We start from the raw sequence: 22,464 nt of genomic DNA, 5'->3' as shown, positions 1-22,464 counted from the left end.
ACTTCATCATGACCCTGTTTGTTCGCGGAATCGATTGGTCGAACCCGACAGCACCGCGGATCCGATGCGTCGACGACACCACTTCCGCTACGACCTTCTTCACTCACGACTCGGTTCTGCGATTCTCCGTCGACGAGACGAAGGGCCGCCGCTGCCTCGGCTGGCGAGATCTCACCGCCGAAGGTCCAGGGCACTCGCCGTGCGACCGCGGGGCGACGGTCACCGCGGGACGCCAATGCGACCGATGCCGAAATCGTGAGGGGTTCACCACGGTTCATCAGGCACACGTCAGCGGCGCGCACATTCATCCGAATGTGCGTACCTACCTCGCACAACCACAATGGCTCTACGTCGACGTATTCGCCGGTGGCCAGATGAAGGTGGGGACGGCGTCCGAGTTCCGCAAGCATCCGCGAGTCGCCGAACAAGGGGCAGTCTGCGCATTGTTCGTAGCGCGGTCGACGGACGGTTACAGCATTCGCGCCCTCGAAGCCCGAGTTTCGGAGCACTTCCACTTGAGCCAGGCAATACGTACGTCTCGGAAGATCGAAGCGTTGACAGGTCCCTTGGATCGAGAGAAACTACGAAAGTCGTTGCACCACTTCGTATCGTCGATCAAAGACGAGCTGAATGACATCGGATCGGACATCGACGGAATCGAGATCCTGGAGGCTCCCGAAGAATGGACGGCGCCGGCGTGCGCTGACGTGGTCTTCGATGCGGCACCGTTGATCGCGTATCCGCACACTTTCGAGTCCGGGGAACATTCCTTGTATCTGGAGGGCCTTGCCGGTTCGATCGCCTCGCTGCGGATCGACCCCGATCCTGAATCGCCACGCTTCGTCGCGGATGTGTCCGGACTGGTCGGTCGAACCATCACCGTCGGCGAGTTCGAGTCCCCTGGCGTGGCGATTCAGGAATCGTTGTTCTGAAAGTAGGTCAGCAACTTCCCGCGGTCGCTGCGGCGAATCCGCGAGTGACCTCGGCCTGCTCGTCGGCAGACAGGCTCGACCATTCGGGATAAGCCTGGATGGAGGTCAGCATGTCGTTTGCCAATGATTCACGCGTCATGCCCATTTCCTCTCCGGACTCGTCGATGGCCGGCTGGTATGCGTCGAGGTACCGGAGAACGTCGGAGCACGCCTGCGCGTAGGTCCGTGGCAGCGCCGAACTCACATTCGGGTCGGACGGGACCTCAGCCGGAGCACTCGAGTCGACCGAAGGGGTCTCGGTAGGTATTTCCGACGACGTCGCCGGAGCCTCGGATGACGTCGTCGACGTCGCCATGGTGGTCGCCGAAGCAGAGGAAGTGAGTGTTCCGACCTCGGTCGGCTTGTCTCCGTCAGAACCGCAGGCAACCAGCGCCACCAGCGAGCAGGCACCGATGAACCCGGTGATCGTTTTCTTCATCCCTCAAGGATGCCAGAGGGCCACTGGCGTCCGAACGGACCGGCATCGCCCGTCAGCGCCAATTGCCCGAGCATCCTGCCGAATCCGAGCGCCTCGCCCTCCCGACTGCGGGATTGGACTGTATGCCCCGTTCGCGAACCCATGCTACGGTGACTTAACTGCAAAATAACTACGGGTGGGATTGTCCGGTCTGCCGCGTTCATCCGGAACGCTCCGATCGGAAATAGTTCGTCTATAAGGGGCTGGAACGAGTGGGACTTTTTCGTCGACGAGGTTCCCGCGAGGAAGACGACGATCGCGGGCAAAACCTCGATCGCAGCGACCCCGGGTACGCCGCCTGGTTCGCGAACGTCGCCGACGCGGGTGGTCAGCCGATTCCGTACAAGCGACCGCTGACCGCACCGGTGTATCCGCAACTCCAGCCGCCGGCCCCGGACTACGAGACGGATACGAGACGGCCACTCAACGCACCCGCCGGAGACGGCTGGCTACCCGCAGACCGCATCGACGAATTCGAGTCGTCGAATGGCCGCCCATCTGCACCGAACGGAACGAGCCCACAAATCTCACAAACTGAAAAGTTGCCGCCCGACCCACTCCCGACGCCGCAACCAACGATTCCACCTCGAAATGTACCGATGACTTCACCACCGAAGCATCACCTGGAGTCGCCCCGCGCGACTCGGCCCTACCAAGGAGAAGCAATGAGCAACATCGACAAGATCCTCGGCGAATTGATGCGCATCGACGGTGCCAGCGGTGCAGCCGTCGTCGACGCCGACAGCGGAATGGTTCTCGGCATGAGCGGCAACCCGTCATTCAGCCTCGAGTACGCCGGCGCCGGCAACTCCGAGGTTGTGCGAGCAAAGCTCCGCACGATGAGTAACTTGGGGATTACCGACACCCTGGAAGACATCCTGATCACCCTGAGCAACCAGTACCACCTCATTCGCGTCCTCGAGACGCCCGGACTGTCGACGCTGTTCGTGTACCTCGTTTTGGACCGTGCGCGTGCGAACCTGGCGCTGGCCCGCCACAAGCTGGGCGAACAAACCCCCAAGATCGAGATCTGACGCTTCCACTCCCTTCCCGACAATGCCCGGTCCTCGCCAACGGCGAGGGCCGGGCATTGTTCGTTCCGAACACTAGATTGGTGAACCTCGCGCCGGCGCCGATACTGGGACCGTGACTATCGCGGATGCTCCTTGCGTGTGGTTGACCACCCTCCGAAGCGACGGCTCGCCGCACACGACTCCGGTCTGGTTCTTACTGCATCAGAACACATTCTGGATACCGAGCGCTGAGCAGAATCGTAAGGTTCGGAACCTGCTGGACGATCCTCGGGTCTCGTTGGCAGTCGACGGATCCGCTGGCGACCCGTGGGTCGCACAGGGCCTCGCGACAATTCATCACGACGTCGGCGAATTCGTCGACCTCCTGAGACTTTTCGGCGAGAAGTACGACGGCTGGGATGCCGCAGACGAAACTCGTGACGGTCCGCGGGTCCTCGTCTCGGTCCCGGTGACTCGATGGTTCCTTCGACCGGACTGACAGACAGTGCCGGTTAGGCCCGAATTGTCGTGAATGACATACTTGTAGTTCATCTCTCGCAGAAATGGACTCTCACACATGGCACGCACGGCACATCACAGGCGCGGCATCACCGGCGTCACCATCGGCATTGCTGCCGTGATCGTGCTGGGAGGTTGCGCCAATTCCAACGCCGACGCGCCCGAAACATCTTCTCTCGGTTCGGGAATCGGATCCGGTGTCACCACGACGGTCGTGACCGAAGCCTCGGCTCCTTCGTCCGCCGCAATTGAACTGCTGGCACAGATCCCCGTCAAGGGACGCGCACCCAAGACCGGATACGACCGCGCGCTGTTCGGTACCGCCTGGACCGACGACGTCACCGTCGAATTCGGCCACAACGGCTGCGATACAAGAATTATCTGCACGCAGTTTTGACATATCTCAAAACCTTGCTGGTAGGCCCCCATTGTTCGATGTCGACGGTGTGAGTTATGTGAGTGACGATGGTCAGTTCGTGTGACGGTCGACCGGTTCGACCGCACGGATAGGGACGATGGCATGTTCAATCACGCACGTGGCCGGTTGATTGGGTTCGGTGGATGTGTAGCACACCTGGTCTGATGTCGGGATTTCCCGACAATCATCCTCATGAGTTTTGTTGATAAGAGTGCAGATCCTCTGCACTGCATATGATTTAGGAGTTTCACGTTGCATAGTCGCTTGGTGCGTTCCCGTTCCCTCCTGGTTGCCGTCACTGCCTTGGTCGGGTTGTCGATTTCCGGTTGCAGTACGACGTTGGCGGATGTGATCCCAGCAGGATCGTTGTCTGTGGATAGCCCTGGTCAGCACGATGTTGATGTGGCTTCTTCCGTTGCGCTGTTGGAGACGCTTCCGGTGAAGGGGCGTGCTCCGAAAACTGGTTACAGCAGAGATCAGTTCGGTCAGGCATGGTCTGATGATGTCGATGTGGAGTTCGGGCATGACGGGTGCGATACGCGCAATAATCTGTTGGCTTCGCGGCTGACTGACGTGGTCTTCAAAGAAGGAAAGAAGCAATGTGTTGTTCTCTCTGGCACGTTGGCTGATCCTTACACTGGAAAGACGATCAATTTTGTTCGGGGACAGGATACTTCGACTGCAGTTCAGATTGACCATGTGGTCGCGTTGAGCGATTCGTGGCAGAAGGGTGCGCAACAATTGAGTCTTCAGGAGCGCACGAATCTGGCGAACGATCCCCGAAATCTGATCCCGGTGGATGGACCGACGAACGCGAAGAAGTCTGATTCCGATGCCGCATCCTGGCTTCCCCCGAACAAGGCGTACCGATGCACCTACGTCTCGAAGCAGATCACGGTGAAGTCGGTCTACCGCCTGTGGGTGACTCAAGCAGAGAAGGATGCGATGTCTGCCGTATTGTCCGCGTGTTGATTCACAGTTCCGCGTAGATTCCGATGCTTGCTGGGGTGTGTTCTTATGTGCCGATTGCTTCGATTCGTCGTGCTGGAGAAACGCTTTGAACCATCCTTTTGAGTGAGGCGCGGGCGGCGGTGAGCTCGTCCTGGAGTTCTTCGGTTCGTGTTGTCATGGTGTCGGCGCGTCTGCGTTCGGAGTCGAGGTCCGAGCGCAGCTCGGCTGCTATCTGTTCGAGCTCGTGGATACGGGCGAGCAGTGTGTCGTGCGGCAGGTGTTCGAGTTGGTTGCCGAGTAGTAGTTGCACTTTGGTCTCGAGCTTGGTTCGGTCCGTTCGTAGCGCCCGAACTTCCTCACGCGCCATCAACAGTTCGGCGTGAAGACTGTCCGCCGTAGCGGACGTGCGTCCGGCGCTGCTTCTGGTGGCGGTGTGGGAGTGCTCTTCTGTGGCGCGTTCGACGGCGGTTCGAATTGCTGCGGTGTTGTAGATGAACCATGGAGAAACGCCTGCGCGACGCGCTATTTCGCTGATGTTGATGCGTTCGCCAGCGGATGAGAGGTCGGCGATGACTGTCAGCGTTCTGCGTTGTTTGTCAGCGCTGTCACGTCGACGGGAGGCGATGAGCCGTTGGGTTCGTATGTCACGGTCATCGGCAGTCATCGTTGTTCGTCCTCGTTCGTGTGGGTGGTTACGGACTCGAGCGGTATGAAGGCAGCTGCGGTCCTCGCTTTCCTCAGTTCGCGGGAGGCGTTGTCGATGACCGCGCGTTGGTCTGCGGGCAGGTCGGCAAGCATTGCGTCCATCGACGAGATGACGTCCGTGAACGCGTGAATTTGGGCGTCGAAGTTGGTGATCACCCACGACGCGGAGTCGGTGGCGATTGCAGTTTCTTTGTCTGTGCGCAGCTCTGCGAGATGCTGCTCGATTGCGGGCCGGTAGGACGGGTCCGGTCGGTAGAAGGAGCATCCTGCGCACTGGAATCGGATCGGGCAGTGTTGGCCGCCGGCTTTGATGTTCGAGGGTTCGGTGCAGTTTCCGAAGGGCACGGCCACCGACTGTCGCTCGTACTCCGTTACCGACGTGAATCCCGCCGGTCGTCCGTGCCTGTCGATCGCGAACTTCGAAATCTCCTCGGTGGCTTGGCGTTTACGTTTGAGTGTGACGGAGAAATATCCCATGGTCGTGTCGACGCTGCGGTGATCCATCAATTCGCGTAGGACGTCCACCGGTGTGCCGTTGTCAGCGTGCCGCTGAGCGTAGGAGTGCCGCAATCCGTAAGGAGTGATCATTGATCTGTCGTAGAGAGCTGGGTTTCCGTCATCGTCGAGTCTTTCGTCGACAAGTTCCGGGATTGCATCGATCCAGATGGCGAAGGCCCGGGACCCGAACTGCGCACCGCTCAAGTGCCCGCGGCGAATGTTGTTGCGGGTTCCCGGCGTGGGAAAGAGCCAGTCGCACAGTGTGTCCGGAACAGACAGCGATTGAAGGTGGTCGAGCCATTGGTCGATCACGGTTGCCGTTGCAGTGCTGATCGGCAATCTACGCCCCATTCTGCGACGTTTACGGTTGTCGTAGACGAGTGTGGGCTTGCCGTCGACCCAGTCCAGGCATGAGCGTTTGAGCCCGACGATCTCACTCGGGCGTCGACCGGTGTCCCGGATGATCTGGTAGACCGTCTGATACATCATGGCGTAGTCGTCAGGGTTCCAGCCCGGCGCGGAGTACGTGGAGTGCCTACCCAGCAGCTCGAGGTGTTGATCGAGTTGTGCGATGACATGTTCGGGGATCGTGCGTCCGAAGTCGTCCTCGCTGGTCTCGACCTGGGCAATTGTGTGCGAACGCAGATCGAGTGCGAAGGAGCCGGGGATGTCATCCATTGCGCCCGTGCGGCGTGAGAACTCGAGAAGTCGGCGCCACCACCCGAGCAATGATCGTCGATGGGTGAAGGAATGGGGCTTGCCCTCTCGATCGGCGCTGGTGCGGAAACCCTCGACGACAGCGCTCATGTCACCGTGGTCGAGTAGTTCGGGGTGATCGCCGTTCGTGCGCAGCGAGAGTTGCCGTGAAGCGATTTCGGCGGCATGAACGGTGTGCCGCAGTGTCGTCACGGGTGGGCGTACCTCGCGGCCGAATTGTTTGGTGATCTCTCGAAGCCATCGCTGTCTGATCTCTCGGAAGTCCACAACGCCACCGGCCGCACTGTATCGCCGGTCCGGAGCAGCTTGCAGGCCCACGACGGCAGGTTTCCACACGTCGGCCATGGTGGGATCAGTACCGGAGTACACGACGTGCGCCCGCTGCAGATGTGTGACCAACGACCGGAACACACCACCGGCTGCAGCTCCGAGTGCCTTCTCGAACTGGCGATTTCCGGCGACATCGAGCAGTGAGCGACAATCCGGTGGGAGGTGGGAAACTATGCTGCGGATCCGCATCGGAACCAAGATGATCTGATCACGGTCACGCTGCTGCACTCCGTAAATAATCTCCGCCGCAACAGTGCCGTTCACCTCACTGAGTTCGAAATCGACTTTCGAAAAGGCTTTTTCGTCTCTTCGTGGAACCGAATCGGGGTCGAATGTCCGGTCGAAGAATGAAGGTGAGGTCCCGTTGAGCTTGCGGTGGCGTTCGCACCGCCTGCAACGGCGGTCGAAGATTTCCACGACCGTCATGCATCGGTCGACTCGGCACAGATAGACCGCTGTCATTTCGTTGTCGACGTCTCCGGTGAATACCTGTCGGCGTGAATCCCATTCCGCGACTCGCCATTGCGGGTCGATTCGTTCGATCAACCACGCTTTCCAGGTCTGTTCGTTTCCAGTCGAGAGGGCACTTGACTCGACGGGTAGAGCGGTGATGCTCATATGCCCACTCTTTCCACTGCCGCCCTCAGGTCCTCCGCGTCGGGGTGTTGATAGATCGCGGTCGATGCTCGGCTCACATGACCGAGCAACGACTGAACCACGTCGATACCGGTGCCGTTGCGCGTCCAGATTGTGGCTGCCGTATGCCGGAACATATGGGGCCGCAATCGGAAACCGGCACGGTTGCCGATCCTTTCCACAATCTGTTTTGCGTTCGAATACGACATCGGCGAACCGGCGTGATGCCCGAGAAGGTTGACGAACACGAAGTCCGAGGTCATTGCGGTGGGCACGCTGTCTCGTTCGAGAAGGTACTCGCGATACTGAGTGACCACCTCGTCGCTGACCGGTACGACTCGGGATTGTCCTTTAGCGCGGGCACCGTTCGAATTGCCTTCACGCCGAACAACATGAACATGAGGTCCACGTTCCTGGCATCCCAGATGAACCGAGGTCGGAAGGAAATGCAGGTCGCTACGGCGCGAACCCAATGCCTCTCCGATTCGGAGTCCGGAACGAACCAGCAACAGCGCCAGAAAACGGTCTCGTTCGGTGTTCGCGGAGTTCAGAGCATGCGAAAACTGTTCTTCAGTAATAATTTCCGGAGGCTTTACGACTTCCGGCGCTTTGAGGGTTCTGGCACGAATCAGCCGATGCTGACCGGATTCACCTTCGTGGAAATCGCGGGGTGCGTAGGCCAGGTACTTGGGCTGGGACAGCCCAGAAACAACATCTGCGGAGACCAATCCACGCATTCCGCAGAACCTGAGGAATTCGACGACAGCGGTCATCACTGCGTTGACCGATCTGCCGGAGCGCAGCCGGTAGTGGACGGTTGGGGTGTGTTCGACGGCGAATTTGAAACGAGTGAGTTCACCTACACGAATCTCGTGCCAATCCAGTCCGCGACCGGCAGTCCAGTTCAAGAACCAACAGACCCGAGGAACGTATGCGCGGATTGTTTGAGGTGACCTTCCGGCGCCTTGCATGAACAGCACCCACTCGGAAGCCTCCGCGACCGGGCGCATGGATTCTTCGTCCACGATCACCCAACCCGACTGCCCCGTCGTCGGTGAAATGACCTTCTCTACAGCACACGACATCGCCACTCCTATGGCTGTCCCACCTGTGACATAGACGCTATTAGATAACCATGAGGGACAGGGCGACCGACACGCCGTGCCTACCGTGCCTTCATCCTGATGCGGCGCTAGAGATAACTCGCAACGACATCCTGCGGCGTGACCTCACCGACCTGACATTCAAGGACGGCTCCAAAAGCTGCTCGGTCCAAACCGGTACGCTCCGTGACCCGTACACGAACAAGACCATCGCGTTCACCCGCGGCCAGGACACGTCTTCTGCAGTCCAGATCGATCATGTCTTATCTGTAGCTTTGTCAAGGGGTCTTCCTCTTTCGGCTGGTCACTATGTCGATGACATGCCGCTGATTGCTGGGGTGGCCTTGTGATGCGCCAACGCGTGACCGGGGTCGCGGCGGTGGCTGCGGCGGTCGTTGTCGCTGTGTCTGGGTGCTCGGTCCTTCCCGCTGATGGTGAGTCGGTATTCGCCGCTCCGGTGTCGGGAACCGCGGCGCCTGGTGCGCAGGTCGACGAGGCACTGTCGGCGCTGGAACAGCTTGCAGTGAAGGGGCGTGCGCCGAAGACCGGTTATGCGCGCAGCGAGTTCGGTGTCGCGTGGACTGATACGAACACCGTTATGTGGGGCGGGAACTCGCTGAGCACTCGCGAGGACATACTGTCCCGTGACCTTGTGGACGTCACGTGCAAGGCCCGCTCGGGTGTGGCCTCGCCGCCGTGCGTGGTGCAGTCGGGAGTCCTTCACGATCCGTATACCGGGACCACGGTGAATTTCGTTCGCGGGGAGACGACTTCGCCGCTCGTCCCGATCGAGCATGTCGTCGCTCTTGGTGATTCGTGGCAGAAGGGCGCGCAGCAGTTGTCGGCCGCCGAGCGGATCGATCTGGCGAATGATCCGCTCAATCTCATCGCTACCACGCAGGCTCCGAACTCGGCGAAGAGTGATTCGGATGCCGCATCGTGGCTGCCGCCGAACAAGGCGTTCCGTTGTGCTTATGTGGCCCGTCAGGTCGCGGTCAAGCTTCGGTATCGGTTGTGGGTGACCACGGCGGAGAAGGACGCGATCGCCGCCGTTCTGTCGACGTGCCCCGGACAGCCGCTTCCCTCCAATGCCGAGGCAGCGGGTCGTGTTTCGTGAACGAGCGGCGAAATCGCTTACCCGCAATGCGCTAGCCGGAGTCGGTGAATCGTCGCCGCAGCGCGAGGTTCTCACCGTGGGCGACCGCGAGCGCCTTGCGCAGCTCGCCGACCTCTTCGGCGTGCCGCCGTTTGAGTTCCTTGAGCTGCGAGGACAGTGCTCTGACCGCGGACGAAGCAGACTGCTGTCCGGGTTCGGTCATCTGTTCCGGAGCGGTTCGGCGGTGCGACCGCCTGGTGCGGAGGTCGTTGATCTTCGTGCGCAGGTCGGGCTGGTTGTAGAGGAAGTCGGTGGAGACCCTGGCGCGGCGAGCGACGCCCGCGAAGGTGACCGGCTCGCCTGCATTGCTGAGTGCCAGCAGCGCCGCTTCCGCGCGCGCTCTGGTCTCGGTGTGGCGCGCTCGCGCTGCGGCGGTGAGGTGTTCGGGCACGAGATGGTTCTCCTTGCTCTAGGTGGTGGTTCCGGGGCCGCGAACGGCCTTGTCGGCGGCGGAGACATCGTTGATCGAGAGCAGGATCCGGTTGAGCGAGTCGACCTCGACCTGGCGGCCCTGCAGCCAGATGTTCGTCTCGTCCATCGGGGCGCCGTACTTCGCGGTGAACACTGCTTGCCGGTGTTCGATCAGGGTTTCCGTGTCGGTGAGCTGGGTTCTCAACTGCGGGGTGTGAGTGGAGTCGGTGACGAATTTCGAGCAGGACAGGCAGGCGTTTCCCTTATCACACAACTGTTTCGGGGGGAGCGTGCACCAGCCGTTGGGCAGGATGCGGTCAGCTCGCTTGTCGAGCTGGATCAGGTCGTAGAGGTCGGAGCTGTCGATCGAGGCGGTGCGGCCGTCGCGGGTGACCTTCTTGTAGCGGAGGAATTCCTCCTCCATCGTCTGAGCAGAGGTCACGGCGTAGTGCAAGGTCATGTCCGGAGAGATGTGTCCGAAGTAGCGCATCACGACGTGCAGCGGCACTCCGGCGTTGATCAGGTTGGTCGCGGCGGTGTGCCGGAAGCGGTGCGTCTTGGAAACCGCGACCTGGCGTCCGACGGAGTCGCTGATGTTGAGCAGACTGGTGAGCCTGCTGAACCGCAGATGCATTGTCGGCATCGGGTAAGGCTTGTCGCCCAGCCGATTTCGGGTCGTGCGGAGGAACAGGTATTTCGGCGTTACGTCAGGGTTTCCGAACTGTGCCATCATTTCTCGGGCGTGCTTTTGCTGGGCTCGGATGATCGTGACGATCTCCTCGTCCACGGGGATCGTGGGTGCGGCATTCGATTCGATCTTGGTCTGCTGATACCGCATCCGGGCGACGAATCCCGCGCTGTCAGGATCACCGTCTGTGCGATTGCGCAGGATCGGTTCGAGCGGGTCGAAGTCCATCATCAGCACCTCGTTGGCGCGACGTCCGGTGCGCAGCAGAAGCATCATGATGTGGAAGGCTTGCAGGTCGCCGAGCCCGCCCTCCTTCACGGGCTGTGCGAGCAGGCCGCTGCCCTCGGCAATCTGCTGCATGACACCGTCTTCGAGGACCATGTCGCGTGCCTTGACGTTGGTCAGGCGGGGCTTGTCCTCGGGGCGGAACAGCACGCAGTGCTCGGGTCGCAGAGTGGCCCAGGCACTGATGCCGAGTTCGGTGGCGGCTTCGTCTCGGTGGTCATACATGAACTGGTAGAACTGCTCGATCGCGGTCATGATCTGGCGGCGTGGGTTCTTCGCCAGCGGCTTGCCTGCGCGCGCCCCGGACTCGATGCGGTGCGCGAGGAGCATGTCGCAGAAGCCGCGGATGAAGCCCCGCAGTCGGTGGGGATCGGTTGTCAGGCACGGGCCCTCGTCGCCGGTGGTGTCGATGTAGCGCTGCAGCCATTTCAGGGCGTCCAGGCGCGATCTGATCGTGCTCCACGAGTACCTTTCCGTGGTCAGGCCCGCCGAGAGCCAGTACTTCGCTCCCTCACGCAACCAGATGCTGGTCAGGTTGGTGAAGTGCATGGTCGTGCGACCTTGCGGTTCGTGGTCGCGTTGGGGCACCCTCGGGTCGAGGCTGGGGTTCCAGACGTCCAGCTCCCACCACGGGCCGCGGTGATAGGCGTATCCGAGCACGGCGGCCATGTGCCCGAGGCGGTAGGTGCCGCGTGCGAATGTAGACTCGCCGATCTTCTCACCGCGCATCTGCGCCTTCCGCGCGGATCGCACCCACTCGTCGGGCGAACGGTGCAGCAGCGATTGCGCCGACCGGCACTCGTCGTCGTGATGCATCGCGGCGCGCAGCAGGGTGAAGACGGCATTCGTCTCGATGACGTGGATGAAGTGACCCAGCTCGATGCGCCGATGGATGATCCAGGCGATTTCCCAGGTCATCGGCTCCGGCAGACCGCGGAAGTTCAGGTAGCAGGAGGTCCAGCCCCCACCGACGTTGACTTCGCGGATCGCCGGTCGGTAGTGCGCCGGCATCGTCTTCTTGTCGAAGTGATCGCTGCGGCATTCTTCGGGCAGAGAGTCCCAGAGCCTGCGGGCGATGGTGAGGTCGAACATGTCCGCTAGTGCCAAGCCCGGATCGATCTGGTGCAGTCTCTTGGGGCTGCGCGACCAGGACGTGATTGCGGGATCGGTTGCTGGGCTAGGCATTCGGGTACTCCCATCCGGCGACGTATTCGCGCCAGTTCGCTACCGAGGCCAGCTCGGCGTCCTCGGTGACATGGCCGTAGATGTTCATCGTGGTCTGCACGCTCGCGTGTCCGAGGCGGCGGCTGACGGTGTGGACGGGGCTCCCCGCCAGCAACAGCGCGGTGGCGTGGGTGTGCCGAAACCAGTGCGGTGTCATCAGGTTCGGGAGATCGACGTCGCGATGCTTCATCGAGCGCAGGTGCGCATAGACCGACTCGGTGCGCAGCGGCGCGAACAGCGGGTTCCGCATCACGTTGCAGAAGATGTAGCTGCTGTCCCAATCATCGAGTGCGACGTCGGCGCCTCGGTCGCACAGCCACCACACGTAGTCGGCGTACAACCGGTCGAGCCGAGATCCGATGTGCACCTCGCGTTCCCCGGACTTGGCGGACAGGCCGTGCGGGTGCGCCCTGCTCACGATCGCGACCCGGGCGCTCTTGCCGCCGATCCCGGTGATCCAGTCGCGGTGCTGCAACGAGAGGGCTTCACCGATCCGCATGCCCGATTCCGCCAACAGTGCCCACAGGAACCGATATCGCAGGTCACCTCGCCATTCCTCGAGCACCGGGTCGTATCTGGCCTCGGCATCTTGGAGGGCGTCGATCATGGTCGGCGTCAGAACCGGGATGGCCTTGCGGGCGAAGCGGATTCGGATAGCTGCGCGCTTCTGCGGCGCTCGCCTGGCCACGTGCTCGAGGAACGAGAGGTAGCGGCCCGATCGGACCTGGGCTTGCTTCCACAGGAAGGGCGCAGCGTCTGCTCCGCTGTCGGCCTGGTAGCGGTAGAAACTCATCACCGCGCGCATGCGGAGATTCACCGTGCTGTCGCTGAGCGTCGGTCGGGGGCGGAGTTCGCGGATCGGCGAGTCCAGCTCGCCGTAGCGCAGAGCCGAGATGAAGTCGCCGAAGTCGTGCAGCTTCACCGCATCCCACGACGTACCGGTCACTTCCAGGAACGACCACCACTGGGCCAGGCTCTGTGCGTAGGCACGGGTCGTGTTCGGCCGGAAGTCGACTTGCCGCCCGTACTCGAGGTAAGCCTCTACCGGCTCAACGAGAACGAACGATCTGTCGATCACCGTCCAGGTCGTTGCACCGTCGCTGAGAGTGACACGTTGCGCTGTAGCCATCAGCCCGCTCCCGTTCGCCTGAACTCGAAGCTACGCCCGGCCCTGCCTGATTCGATGCACCCGAACGGTGCGTGTCGGCGGTGTCATCGGCGTACCTCGCTGCCTGCCGATAACACCGTCGCCCACATATCCAGAATCCGTGGAAGGAGACCCAGGATGATATCAACGGCACTACCCACTAGCTACGGATTACATGTAGTCGCACTCTCGGACGCCTGGCAGAAGGGCGCACAACAGCTCGATACACAGACGCGAACCAATCTGGCCAACGACCCTCGAAACCTGCGCGCTGTCGACGGGCCCACGAACCAGAAGAAGTCGGATTCCGACGCGGCGACCTGGCTGCCACCCAACAAGGCCTACCGCTGCCAGTACGTGACTGCTCAAGTGGAAGTCAAAGCGGCATACGGTTTGTGGGTCACCCAAGCCGAACACGACACCATCGCAGACATTCTCGCGACCTGCTGAACTCTTGCGGTGATCAGCGGCCCTTGATCAGATACCGCACAATCGCCATTCCGAGCGCGAGGCCCACTACGGTGGCGAGCGCTGCAACCAGACCGTGACCGGTCAGTGCGACGAACACACCGGTGATGACTGCGACGACGGCAATGATCCCCGCGTCCACTCTGCTTTGACCACGTTCAGGCATGGCACTCTCTCGTGCTGTCAGGTCCGTCCGCTCCCCTCGTAGCGGACGGACCCAGCGGCAATCTGTCGAAATGCGCGAACTCCGGTGGCCTCACCGGGCTGACTTTGCGGGCGGTCCTGCGAGGCCGGCACGTCCCCCGGAGCCAACTCACATCGGTTCACGAAGTCCGTACCTTCGCAGAATATACCGATTGGTAGGTAATTACCGAGGGCTAAAGTCCCTGGTCATGGACTCATGCGACGAGTGGTCGGAAACTCGAGACGAACGAGCACATCCGCGAGGCGAGCGTTAGCCGAGATAGCAGAGGTCCGTGGCCACGGCCAGAGGCCCATCTGGAATCAGAGCGGCGACGTCTATGACCCGAAAAGTGATCCGAGATCCAACGATCCGACTGACGACACTCGCTTCCAATCAGAGCAATATGCGGTGGTGAAGCGAGAATCCGTCAAGAGAATCGTGACTGTCGCCGGTTCGAGGGTGCTTTCGAACTCGAGTACATTCAATTCACCATCGCCGTCGACTTTTGCTCGGCCGTATATGCACGGCATGTCAGCTGATACGGGCCCAGACGTCGTGTAGGTTCCCGGCAACACCTCCCACGGCACGTCGAACAGCCCGTGACCGGGAATCGTTCCCGGCGCTGCTGAGGCCGCAGACGTCCCGATCATTGCCACACCGACAGCTACTGCTGCAGCGGACGCGAGCAAACTAACCTTGCGCATTTTCCCTACCTTGTTCATACCTGAACCGCAGCGGCGAGTTCGAAGGCTTGTTGATGTAAGAACCCGCGGTTCGCGCAGTTCTTCAACTAACGGTAGTAAAAGGGCACGAGTTTTGGTGAGCTACCTTTTTGTGGTTCTGGCCCGATTTCCGTGACGGAGACTCCCATTGAGAAGATCAGAGAACGCCGGCGTTGCGGCTCTCGGCATGATTCGAACCTGTCATTCCAGTATTCGATCACACACCCGCATTCGAGCCGAAACGTCGACGCTCCCCTGCCGTTTGGGTGACTCAGCCTCCGAGTGAGCCCGTCGGCAGCTTCAAGAAGATGTCCCCGAGGCTTCCGGTTCCACCAGGAGTTTCCGGTTCCGTCGGATCCACCGGCTCGACGACGATGACACCAGGCACGGTGACGGTCACGGTCTTGTCCGCAGATTCCGAAGAACTGAACTTCTTGGTACCCAAGAACTTTGCGGTGATGCGATGCTCGCCCTGGTCGCGGAACGGCCAGACCAGTTCTGCATGGCCATTGGAATCGACTGTGGCGCTGCCGATCTTCGTATCGCCGTCGAAGAACTCGACCGTTCCCTCACCCGGGTTCGGGTCGATACTCGCCGCAATCTTGACGTCTTCGCCCGTCAGTGCCTCCAGTGCGACAGCGACCATCGTCTCGGTCTGGTTGGTCGTGAAGACCTCGGTAGTCGAGAGGGCGCTGCGTCCCTCGCCCGCAGCAACACAATACCCAGCGGCATTGACCCACCGGGACTCACCGAAACTCATGCTCGTGTCTTTGATCTTGATGCTCGGGCTCGTCGCCCCGGCGCGCAGGTGCGTCGTCGCGTTTCCCTCGTCGGACCGAGCTTCGAGTTTCAATTCGACTGCCGGTAAACGAAAGTCCGTGTTGGCCTTGACTTGCAGCCCTTCCTTGGGCTTGTTGTCGTTCGCGCTCGGACCGTCGTTGACTGTCTTGTTGCCGGTACCGGTAATTCGCAGGTACTCACCCGACGGGTTCGCGTTTCCGTCTGCGCCCACCCGGAGCAGCACCGCAGTCTCGCCGGTCAAGTTGGACGACGAATCACCGACGAGGGAGTACGAAACCAGGGTTGCCCCTTGCGGTAGTGCGATGTCGTACTTGATACGACCGGTGTCCGAATCCGAACTACGCATGGTGCCTGGATGCAATTTCACTGTGAACTGTTCGCCGGGACGCACGGACGTGGGCGCCGTTACCTCCATGTTGTCGGAGAAAGACGAATCCCAATCGGTGGCGCCGTCGACCCGGCACTTGTGTTCGAAGGAAACTGTCCGCGTCACGGTATCGGAAGCCGCTGCCACCGGCGCGGACACAGCGAGGAGTCCGGCCGCGAGTGCTGGTACGACAGCGCAAACTGCCAGAGTGCGGGGGTTCATGTGTTGCCTTTCAGAAGAACTCGGCCATTGAAAGTTCAGTGAGGTAGGACCGTGATCACTTGCCACCGAGCGAACCCGTCGGCAGCTGCGGCAGAACGGACTCGAGGCTGCCGAGACCGCCCGGAGTGCCCGGATCGGTCGGGTCGGGATCGACCGGACCTGTGGTGTCACCGGTCACCGTGAGTACGTGTGCCGCCGACGTGTACTTCGCCTCGTCTCCGGTAGCGGTGAATACTGCAGTCACGGACTTGGTACCCGCCTTACCGAAGGTGAGATCCAGGCGCGCAATACCACGAACCACCGGCCGCGGGTCACCGACGGGTTTGCCGTCGACCATGAACTGTACTGTTCCCGTTGCGTTTTCCGGATCGACGTGAGAAGCAAAAGACACCTTGGTACCGGTCGCGGCGGTAGCCGGTCCTTCGAGCCTAGTCACGATGTCCGCGCCTGGCTCAGGATCAACGGGCCCCAGGTCCCCGTCGATCTTCGTGGATGCCAGGGCGCCGGCACCGGCATTGAGGGGGCCGGTCTCACCGTCGCGCGGCGAGCAGGATGTGGGCGCCCAGATGGTTCCCGCGAGCCAGTGACCGATCTGAGGGAGGAAGGTCAAAAATGACTCCGGCGCACCGAAAGTACCTGCAGCACCCGAAGTCCGGACATTGGTTTCGACTGCGCCGGACGGCCCGGCTTTCACGGTGATTCTGATCTTCGGAAAGACAATGTTCGTCTCGGCACCGGACTGAGCATTGATCGCAAGCCCACCGTGCGCACCCGACGACGATGACGGACTGTTGCCGATCGCTTCGTTTGCGCCGGACAACCGGAGTATCGGACCGTCCGCTGCGGGAGCACCGTCTTCGTTGACACGAATCACCGAAGCAGGTTTCCCGGCAATAACATTGCCCGGATCGGTGACCGTCGCCGAAACGAACTCCGCGTTGGTCGGAATCGGCAGATCGATCTTCAGACGCGAGATCTTCTTGACGCTTGCGCCGCTCACATCGTTCGGGATCTGGACGCTACCCGGATCCACGTCGATGTCGAAGACCTGACCTGGCGCGACTACCGCAGGAGCCGAAACCCGCACCGTAGCAGGCTTTCCGTCTGACGAAGGACCGGAGAACGCACTCGGAACTGCGCGGCACGTGACCTGAAAAGTTGTCGACGTGGTTTCTGCAACGGGCGCCGCGGTCGCCGGAATCACGGCCACAGCGGCTCCACCGGCAAGGAGGCCGGTAAGGAGCGCAGCATTCAGTAGGCGTTTTGACATGATGTCCTCTCGGAACAACCTGATTGACGTTTGCCGCCGAACTGTAACGGAGCCAGCGCCCGAGTTGACCCTTTTTCAATAAACAAAAACCACACAGTAGGTAAATACTTGGTAAGGGTTACTGGTCGTCACATCTGACCGCCACCGCGAGCGTTGCCCCTCTCGATCGATCTCGCGATTCGAGATTCACTGCGGGGAAATGCAATTCGACAGAAATCCGCGCCGTAGTGAGAACTCCGTTCATACTCTACCCTTACAGGAGGGTAGAGTATGAGAACCTCGTCAGGACGGAATCTCATGGCAGTAACCATCGCTTCATCCACCAACGACAATTCGGTTCGGGCCGCGCTCCGGTCACCTCACCGTCTCAAAACGGAGGTTTTGGCCGGACTGGTCGTGGCGTTGGCACTGATTCCCGAGGCGATCTCGTTCTCGATCATCGCCGGCGTCGATCCGCGCGTAGGACTGTTCGCGTCGTTCACGATGGCAGTGACCATCGCCGTCGTCGGCGGACGACCCGCAATGATCTCCGCAGCTACCGGCGCCGTCGCACTGGTCGTCGCTCCACTGACGCGCGAGTACGGAATCGACTACCTGATTGCGACAGTCCTTCTGGCCGGCCTTCTCCAGATCGTGCTGAGCCTCCTGGGCGTCGCAAAGTTGATGCGCTTCATTCCGCGCAGCGTCATGGTGGGATTCGTCAACGCACTCGCCATCTTGATCTTCATCGCCCAACTCCCCCACCTGATCGATGTTCCGTGGCTCGTCTACCCACTCCTTGCAGTCGCACTTCTGATACTCGTATTCCTGCCGAAACTGACGAACTCTGTCCCGGCTCCACTGGTGGCAATCGTGCTACTGACAACCGCCACAGTCGTTTTCGCGTTCGATGTCCCCAACGTCGGCGACGAAGGCGAGCTTCCGTCGAGCCTACCGACGCTACTGTTCCCCGACGTCCCCCTGGACATGCACACACTGTCGATCATTGCGCCGTACGCATTGGCCATGGCGCTCGTCGGACTCCTCGAATCGTTGATGACGGCCAAGCTCGTCGACGACGTCACGGATACTCACTCGAACAAGACCCGAGAAGGGTGGGGCCAAGGCGTCGCGAACATCGTCACCGGCTTCTTCGGGGGCATGGGAGGGTGCGCGATGATCGGCCAGACCATGATCAACGTCAAGGTCTCCGGCGCTCGCACTCGAATCTCGACTTTCCTGGCGGGCGTGTTCTTGCTGATACTCGTCGTCGGCCTCGGCGATGTGGTGGCGTTGATTCCCATGGCCGCATTGGTGGCCGTCATGATCATGGTCTCGGTCGGCACTTTCGATTGGCACAGCATCAATCCGAAGACCCTGCGCCGCATGCCGATCGGCGAGACAGTGGTCATGTTGGTCACCGTGGCAGTCACCGTCGCGACCCACAATCTTGCCTACGGCGTGATCGTCGGAGTGATCACCGCGATGGTCATCTTCGCTCGCCGCGTCGCGCATCTCACCGAAGTGATCGACGTCGCGCATCCGGACGAGGACACCCGTGTCTATGCGGTTCGAGGCGAACTGTTCTTCGCATCCAGCAACGATCTGATCTACCAATTCGACTACGCCGGCGACCCGAAGAACATTGTCATCGATCTGTCCGAGTCTCATGTCTGGGACGCGTCGACCGTCGCGACACTGGACGCCATCACCACCAAGTACGCGGCCAGAGGCAAGAATGTCGAGATCGTGGGGCTCGACGACGCATCGGCCGAGCGCCACCTGCGCCTGTCCGGTCGCCTGGGTGACGGTCACTGAGAGTATGGAAGCCCAGCGCGAGGAAAGTGGGAGTGATGTCTGAGCCGGAACATGCGGGCCAAGGGCCGAACATGCAGATCGGACAGGTTGCCGAACGCACCGAACTGTCGATCAAGACGATTCGTCATTACGACGAGGTCGGTCTGGTTACTCCGTCCGAGCGGAGCGCCGGAGGATTCCGCCTCTATACCGAGGCCGATGTCCAACGGCTACTGGTAATCCGACGAATGAAGCCGCTCGGATTCAGTCTCGAAGAAATGAAACAACTTCTCGATTCTCTGGCAGTGCTCGGCGACGAAGCTTCGGACGCGCCAACGCGCACCGCTGCAACCGAATTCGTCACCGACTGCCACACCCGGGCGGAAGAAAGCTGCACACACTTACGTAAGCAACTCGCCTACGCCGAAGAGCTGACGGGTTTGCTCGCCGACCACAGTCTCAACGGTGAACGGCATTCGTGATCTGCAAGCTGAACTAAGCTGAGTTGATGGCCCGATACTTCGACGTTCACCCGGAAAACCCGCAGCCGCGCGCGATCAGCCAGATCGTCGAAATGCTGCGCAACGACGCGGTCATCGCCTACCCCACCGACTCCTGCTACGCCCTGGGCGCCCGAATGGACAATCACTCGGGCACCGATCGGATCCGCGAGATCCGTCATCTGCGTTCGGACCATCACTTCACGCTGGTCTGTGCCGATTTCGCGCAGCTCGGGCACTTCGTCCACGTCACCAACTCGGCGTTCCGCGCGGTGAAAGCGGCTACGCCTGGGCAGTACACGTTCATCCTTCCCGCCACGAAGGAAGTTCCGCGTCGGCTGGCACACGCCAAGAAGAAGACCGTCGGAGTGCGTATCCCCAGCCACCCGGTAGTGCGGGCACTCTTGCAAGAGTTGGGTGAACCCATCCTCTCCAGCACCCTTCTCCTGCCCGGCGCCGAGGAACCGATGACGGACGGCTGGCAGATCAAGGAAGAACTCGACCACCAACTCGACGCCGTCATCGACTCGGGTGACTGCGGAACCGAACCCACCACAGTCGTCGACTATTCGTCCGGTGTTCCCGAAATCGTGCGGGTCGGCGCGGGAGATCCTTCTCGTTTCGAGTAGGCCCCGACGTCAGCTCCGCATTTTCCGAGAGCGGAAGGCCGCCGGAGAGGTCCCGAACCGTTCTTTGAAAAGTCGCGAGAAGTGGCTTGCGTCGGAGAAACACCATCTGGTGGCGATCGAGGTGATCGAACTGTTCGTGCGACGCAATTCCTCGCGTGCCCTGGCCAACCGCCGCGCCCGTACCGTCCCGTTGAACGTCTCACCAGATCTGCCGAAAACTCGCTGGACCGTCCGGGCCGAGACCGCGTGGGCGGCGGCAACAGAGGTCAACGACAACGACGGATCACACAGGTGCCCGTCGATCCAGGCATCGATCGACAAGCGCAGACCATCGGAACCGACAGCGTCCTCAGTTCCGATGGTCTGGCTCACTGCCCCGTCGAACAGTTCGAGGGTGGCATTTCTGGCCGCTGATACCGCGGATCCAGGAAGTTCGGCCAATGAATCGGCCAGCATCGACAGATAGGAAACCAACAAACGTACCGACGGTGAGTCCCGTTCCAGCGCGCCGCCGAAAGCCGGCCACGCTCGACCGGAGACTTCCGCCAGGGCCGAGCGAGGAATCAGCAGATTGATCGAACGAATCGACTCCAGAACCTCGAACTCGGCCTGATTGCGCGTATCCCACAGAACTACGTCACCAGCACCCACGAGAGTCGTCTCACCTGCTCGTGTCAGCGCTTCGCGTCCTGACTGGATTGCGATCAGCACCACCCAGTCTTCTGTGGCGTCGGATACCTGAGTTGCGGTTCGCTTTCCTGTGCACGGATCGCAGCTGAGGTCGACGAGACCGAAGTCGTCCAGCGAGCGTCGCTTGACCGATGCGGTGAATCCCTCGCGGAGATCCGATCGGGATACCTGCACATCAAGTGGAATGAACTGCTCCCTCAGACGAGATTCCCACCATTGGCCTCCCATACCGACAGGAATGCCGTCGGCAGTCTTCTCTCCAGACCGGATGGTGACCATAACTAAGGTTAGCGCAAATTCACTTCATGGATGGGCGAAACGGCGCGAAAACACCAAACCGTGGCGCGCAGATACATGACCGAGGCCCCCGACGGGAGACAGCATGTGTCCAGGAGCAGACGAGAAGACACTGCACCGCGAAGCACGCTCGAAGGGAATGTCGATGAAGGCGAAGGTAGCCGTGCTGTGGGATCACAACACACCGTGGAGTGTCGAGGAGATCGAGCTCGCAGATCCGAAAGAACGTGAAGTCCTGATCAAAGTGGTTGCCAGCGGCATGTGCCACTCCGACGATCATGCTGTGACCGGTGATCTGGCAGTCCCGCTCCCCGTGATCGGTGGCCACGAAGGTGCGGGCATAGTGGAGAAAGTCGGCCCCGGCGTACGAGACGTCGAGGTGGGCGATCACGTCGTCCTCTCGTTCATTCCCTCGTGTGGACGCTGCCGCTGGTGCGCAGTCGGACAGAGCAACCTCTGCGACCTCGGCGCCATTCTGATGGCCGGCGCGCAGGTCGACGGAACGTACCGCGCGGCAGCACGCGGGAAGGACGTCGGAACCTTCTCGCTTCTAGGCACTTTCGGCAATTACACGGTTGTACCGGAAGCGTCGGTCGTGAAGATCAACAAATGGATTCCCCTCGAGAAGGCCTGCCTCGTCGGTTGCGGAGTCACCACCGGTTGGGGATCTGCCGTCAACACCGGAGAGGTCTCGCCAGGCGACTCCGTGGTCGTCGTCGGAATCGGCGGGATCGGTGGAAGTGCCCTCCAAGGAGCGAAAATCGCAGGCGCGAGGCACATCGTGGCAGTCGACATCTCGCCGGACAAGAAAGCCATGGCCGAGACTCTCGGAGCAACACATTTTGCTTCGTCGATCGACGAAGCCATGACGCTGGTCAACGAATTGACCTGGGGCGTCATGGCTGACGTCGCGATCCTGACCGTCGGAGTAGCGAGCGGCGACATGATCCAGCCGATGGTCGGACTGATCCGCAAGGGTGGCCGCGTGGTTTTGACGGCAGTCTCACCGATGGGCGCCACCGACACACAGTTGCACCTCGCCGAAATGACCCTGTTCCAAAAACAGCTCCGCGGAAGCCTGTTCGGCGAATGTAACCCTCGCGCCGACATCCCCCGACTACTGAACCTCTACGAAGTCGGACTGCTGAAGCTCGACGAAATGGTCACCACCGAGTACCGCCTCGAAGACATCAACCAGGGCTACGACGACATGAAGTCGGGAAAGATCATGCGCGGAGTCATCATTCACGAACACTGATCACCGATCAGTCGCACCAGTCACGGCGTG

22 protein-coding genes and 2 pseudogenes are annotated in these 22,464 nt (G+C 61.0%); 12 read left to right on the top strand and 12 right to left on the bottom strand.

The genetic code is table 11. The features are described from left to right. The first annotated feature begins 8 nt into the window (after window positions 1-8). On the top strand, window positions 9-932 hold the full coding sequence (locus EHW12_RS05550; protein ID WP_125050377.1) for a DUF2797 domain-containing protein: 924 nt from the start codon (window positions 9-11) through the stop codon (window positions 930-932). Window positions 933-939: 7 nt separating this feature from the next. Here the strand turns inward: EHW12_RS05550 and EHW12_RS05545 are convergent, their stop codons facing one another. Further along, the gene (locus EHW12_RS05545; protein ID WP_007734613.1) at window positions 940-1,410 is read right to left on the bottom strand and encodes a hypothetical protein; all 471 of its coding nucleotides are present in this window, start codon (window positions 1,408-1,410) and stop codon (window positions 940-942) included. 251 nt (window positions 1,411-1,661) lie between these two features. On the opposite strand from EHW12_RS05545, the gene EHW12_RS36030 reads away from it, so the two are divergent. From EHW12_RS36030 to EHW12_RS05525, 4 genes are all read left to right on the top strand, one after another. Beyond that, window positions 1,662-2,483, top strand: coding sequence for a roadblock/LC7 domain-containing protein (locus EHW12_RS36030; RefSeq protein WP_007734612.1), 822 nt, complete (start codon window positions 1,662-1,664; stop codon window positions 2,481-2,483). A 112-nt stretch (window positions 2,484-2,595) separates the two neighbouring features. After that, window positions 2,596-2,961, top strand: coding sequence for a pyridoxamine 5'-phosphate oxidase family protein (locus EHW12_RS05535; RefSeq protein ID WP_047269305.1), 366 nt, complete (start codon window positions 2,596-2,598; stop codon window positions 2,959-2,961). A 78-nt stretch (window positions 2,962-3,039) separates the two neighbouring features. Continuing rightward, window positions 3,040-3,378 carry a hypothetical protein gene (locus EHW12_RS05530; protein WP_230691590.1) on the top strand — a complete coding sequence of 113 codons (339 nt, stop codon included), beginning with the start codon at window positions 3,040-3,042 and terminating at the stop codon, window positions 3,376-3,378. Between the two features lie 324 nt (window positions 3,379-3,702). Continuing rightward, on the top strand, window positions 3,703-4,371 hold the full coding sequence (locus EHW12_RS05525) for an HNH endonuclease family protein (protein WP_229757383.1): 669 nt from the start codon (window positions 3,703-3,705) through the stop codon (window positions 4,369-4,371). Window positions 4,372-4,414: 43 nt separating this feature from the next. Here the strand turns inward: EHW12_RS05525 and EHW12_RS05520 are convergent, their stop codons facing one another. The 3 genes from EHW12_RS05520 to EHW12_RS05510 are packed head-to-tail and all read right to left on the bottom strand — an operon-like array spanning window position 4,415 to window position 8,321. After that, window positions 4,415-5,014 (bottom strand): DUF6262 family protein, encoded by a 600-nt coding sequence (locus EHW12_RS05520; RefSeq protein WP_047269065.1) that lies wholly within the window; start codon window positions 5,012-5,014, stop codon window positions 4,415-4,417. Then, entirely contained in the window at window positions 5,011-7,218 is a 2,208-nt protein-coding gene (locus EHW12_RS05515; RefSeq protein ID WP_052959762.1) for a site-specific integrase, read from the bottom strand. The genes EHW12_RS05520 and EHW12_RS05515 overlap by 4 nt, the downstream gene beginning before the upstream one ends. After that, on the bottom strand, window positions 7,215-8,321 hold the full coding sequence (locus EHW12_RS05510; RefSeq protein WP_125050376.1) for a tyrosine-type recombinase/integrase: 1,107 nt from the start codon (window positions 8,319-8,321) through the stop codon (window positions 7,215-7,217). Before EHW12_RS05510 ends, EHW12_RS05515 begins: the two co-directional genes overlap by 4 nt. A 116-nt stretch (window positions 8,322-8,437) precedes the next feature. Between EHW12_RS05510 and EHW12_RS35105 the strand changes: the two are divergent. Continuing rightward, a pseudogene (locus EHW12_RS35105) lies at window positions 8,438-8,620 on the top strand (HNH endonuclease); the annotation flags it as partial. A 68-nt stretch (window positions 8,621-8,688) separates the two neighbouring features. Next, a complete protein-coding gene (locus EHW12_RS05500) occupies window positions 8,689-9,456 on the top strand; it encodes an HNH endonuclease family protein (RefSeq protein WP_125050375.1) in 768 nt (255 codons plus the stop codon). A 31-nt stretch (window positions 9,457-9,487) separates the two neighbouring features. On the opposite strand, the gene EHW12_RS05495 is transcribed toward EHW12_RS05500, so the two are convergent. From EHW12_RS05495 to EHW12_RS05485, 3 genes are read right to left on the bottom strand one after another with little or no spacing between them, the layout of a single operon-like run. Then, window positions 9,488-9,886 (bottom strand): DUF6262 family protein, encoded by a 399-nt coding sequence (locus EHW12_RS05495; protein WP_125050374.1) that lies wholly within the window; start codon window positions 9,884-9,886, stop codon window positions 9,488-9,490. An 18-nt stretch (window positions 9,887-9,904) separates the two neighbouring features. Then, window positions 9,905-12,064: a tyrosine-type recombinase/integrase gene (locus EHW12_RS05490; protein WP_125050373.1), complete on the bottom strand. Its 2,160-nt coding sequence runs from the start codon at window positions 12,062-12,064 to the stop codon at window positions 9,905-9,907. Further along, on the bottom strand, window positions 12,057-13,232 hold the full coding sequence (locus EHW12_RS05485) for a tyrosine-type recombinase/integrase (protein ID WP_125050372.1): 1,176 nt from the start codon (window positions 13,230-13,232) through the stop codon (window positions 12,057-12,059). Before EHW12_RS05485 ends, EHW12_RS05490 begins: the two co-directional genes overlap by 8 nt. Window positions 13,233-13,424: 192 nt before the next feature. Here EHW12_RS05485 and EHW12_RS05480 point away from each other — a divergent pair. Next, a pseudogene (locus EHW12_RS05480) lies at window positions 13,425-13,688 on the top strand (HNH endonuclease family protein); the annotation flags it as partial. 25 nt (window positions 13,689-13,713) lie between these two features. Here the strand turns inward: EHW12_RS05480 and EHW12_RS34535 are convergent. The 4 genes from EHW12_RS34535 to EHW12_RS05465 form a co-directional block, all read right to left on the bottom strand. Beyond that, window positions 13,714-13,884, bottom strand: coding sequence for a hypothetical protein (locus EHW12_RS34535; RefSeq protein WP_007734610.1), 171 nt, complete (start codon window positions 13,882-13,884; stop codon window positions 13,714-13,716). A gap of 353 nt (window positions 13,885-14,237) precedes the next feature. After that, a complete protein-coding gene (locus tag EHW12_RS05475; protein WP_003945774.1) occupies window positions 14,238-14,606 on the bottom strand; it encodes a hypothetical protein in 369 nt (122 codons plus the stop codon). Between the two features lie 289 nt (window positions 14,607-14,895). Beyond that, window positions 14,896-16,014: an Ig-like domain-containing protein gene (locus EHW12_RS05470; protein ID WP_125050371.1), complete on the bottom strand. Its 1,119-nt coding sequence runs from the start codon at window positions 16,012-16,014 to the stop codon at window positions 14,896-14,898. A gap of 55 nt (window positions 16,015-16,069) precedes the next feature. Next, a complete protein-coding gene (locus EHW12_RS05465) occupies window positions 16,070-17,284 on the bottom strand; it encodes an Ig-like domain-containing protein (RefSeq protein ID WP_125050370.1) in 1,215 nt (404 codons plus the stop codon). A 297-nt stretch (window positions 17,285-17,581) separates the two neighbouring features. On the opposite strand from EHW12_RS05465, the gene EHW12_RS05460 reads away from it, so the two are divergent. Genes EHW12_RS05460 through EHW12_RS05450 form a run of 3 tightly spaced genes read left to right on the top strand, consistent with a single transcriptional unit; the run spans window position 17,582 to window position 20,189 of the window. Continuing rightward, entirely contained in the window at window positions 17,582-19,081 is a 1,500-nt protein-coding gene (locus EHW12_RS05460; protein ID WP_206434832.1) for a SulP family inorganic anion transporter, read from the top strand. 35 nt (window positions 19,082-19,116) lie between these two features. Next, the gene (locus EHW12_RS05455) at window positions 19,117-19,542 is read left to right on the top strand and encodes a MerR family transcriptional regulator (protein ID WP_047269546.1); all 426 of its coding nucleotides are present in this window, start codon (window positions 19,117-19,119) and stop codon (window positions 19,540-19,542) included. A gap of 26 nt (window positions 19,543-19,568) precedes the next feature. Further along, window positions 19,569-20,189, top strand: coding sequence for an L-threonylcarbamoyladenylate synthase (locus EHW12_RS05450; RefSeq protein WP_003945756.1), 621 nt, complete (start codon window positions 19,569-19,571; stop codon window positions 20,187-20,189). 9 nt (window positions 20,190-20,198) lie between these two features. Here EHW12_RS05450 and EHW12_RS05445 read toward each other — a convergent pair whose 3' ends face one another. Further along, complete coding sequence (locus EHW12_RS05445) at window positions 20,199-21,158, bottom strand: helix-turn-helix domain-containing protein (protein WP_054826168.1); 960 nt, start codon at window positions 21,156-21,158, stop codon at window positions 20,199-20,201. Between the two features lie 163 nt (window positions 21,159-21,321). Here EHW12_RS05445 and EHW12_RS05440 point away from each other — a divergent pair, with 163 nt between their 5' ends. Beyond that, complete coding sequence (locus EHW12_RS05440) at window positions 21,322-22,434, top strand: NDMA-dependent alcohol dehydrogenase (RefSeq protein ID WP_125052544.1); 1,113 nt, start codon at window positions 21,322-21,324, stop codon at window positions 22,432-22,434. Window positions 22,435-22,464 lie beyond the last annotated feature (30 nt).

Source organism: Rhodococcus sp. NJ-530 (genome assembly GCF_003860625.1).
Taxonomy (GTDB): domain Bacteria; phylum Actinomycetota; class Actinomycetes; order Mycobacteriales; family Mycobacteriaceae; genus Rhodococcus_F; species Rhodococcus_F qingshengii.
The sequence above is the reverse complement of the archived record's forward strand: the minus strand, read 5'-3'. Positions and strand labels throughout refer to the sequence as shown.

Coding starts and splice junctions, on each gene's coding strand:
- EHW12_RS05550 (WP_125050377.1), top strand. CDS start 9: ATGACCCTGTTTGTTCGCGGAATCGATTGGTCGAACCCGACAGCACCG.
- EHW12_RS05545 (WP_007734613.1), bottom strand. CDS start 1,410: ATGAAGAAAACGATCACCGGGTTCATCGGTGCCTGCTCGCTGGTGGCG.
- EHW12_RS05530 (WP_230691590.1), top strand. CDS start 3,040: ATGGCACGCACGGCACATCACAGGCGCGGCATCACCGGCGTCACCATC.
- EHW12_RS05520 (WP_047269065.1), bottom strand. CDS start 5,014: ATGACTGCCGATGACCGTGACATACGAACCCAACGGCTCATCGCCTCC.
- EHW12_RS05515 (WP_052959762.1), bottom strand. CDS start 7,218: ATGAGCATCACCGCTCTACCCGTCGAGTCAAGTGCCCTCTCGACTGGA.
- EHW12_RS05510 (WP_125050376.1), bottom strand. CDS start 8,321: ATGTCGTGTGCTGTAGAGAAGGTCATTTCACCGACGACGGGGCAGTCG.
- EHW12_RS05500 (WP_125050375.1), top strand. CDS start 8,689: ATGCGCCAACGCGTGACCGGGGTCGCGGCGGTGGCTGCGGCGGTCGTT.
- EHW12_RS05490 (WP_125050373.1), bottom strand. CDS start 12,064: ATGCCTAGCCCAGCAACCGATCCCGCAATCACGTCCTGGTCGCGCAGC.
- EHW12_RS05485 (WP_125050372.1), bottom strand. CDS start 13,232: ATGGCTACAGCGCAACGTGTCACTCTCAGCGACGGTGCAACGACCTGG.
- EHW12_RS34535 (WP_007734610.1), bottom strand. CDS start 13,884: ATGCCTGAACGTGGTCAAAGCAGAGTGGACGCGGGGATCATTGCCGTC.
- EHW12_RS05475 (WP_003945774.1), bottom strand. CDS start 14,606: ATGCGCAAGGTTAGTTTGCTCGCGTCCGCTGCAGCAGTAGCTGTCGGT.
- EHW12_RS05470 (WP_125050371.1), bottom strand. CDS start 16,014: ATGAACCCCCGCACTCTGGCAGTTTGCGCTGTCGTACCAGCACTCGCG.
- EHW12_RS05465 (WP_125050370.1), bottom strand. CDS start 17,284: ATGTCAAAACGCCTACTGAATGCTGCGCTCCTTACCGGCCTCCTTGCC.
- EHW12_RS05460 (WP_206434832.1), top strand. CDS start 17,582: ATGGCAGTAACCATCGCTTCATCCACCAACGACAATTCGGTTCGGGCC.
- EHW12_RS05455 (WP_047269546.1), top strand. CDS start 19,117: ATGTCTGAGCCGGAACATGCGGGCCAAGGGCCGAACATGCAGATCGGA.
- EHW12_RS05450 (WP_003945756.1), top strand. CDS start 19,569: ATGGCCCGATACTTCGACGTTCACCCGGAAAACCCGCAGCCGCGCGCG.
- EHW12_RS05445 (WP_054826168.1), bottom strand. CDS start 21,158: ATGGTCACCATCCGGTCTGGAGAGAAGACTGCCGACGGCATTCCTGTC.
- EHW12_RS05440 (WP_125052544.1), top strand. CDS start 21,322: ATGAAGGCGAAGGTAGCCGTGCTGTGGGATCACAACACACCGTGGAGT.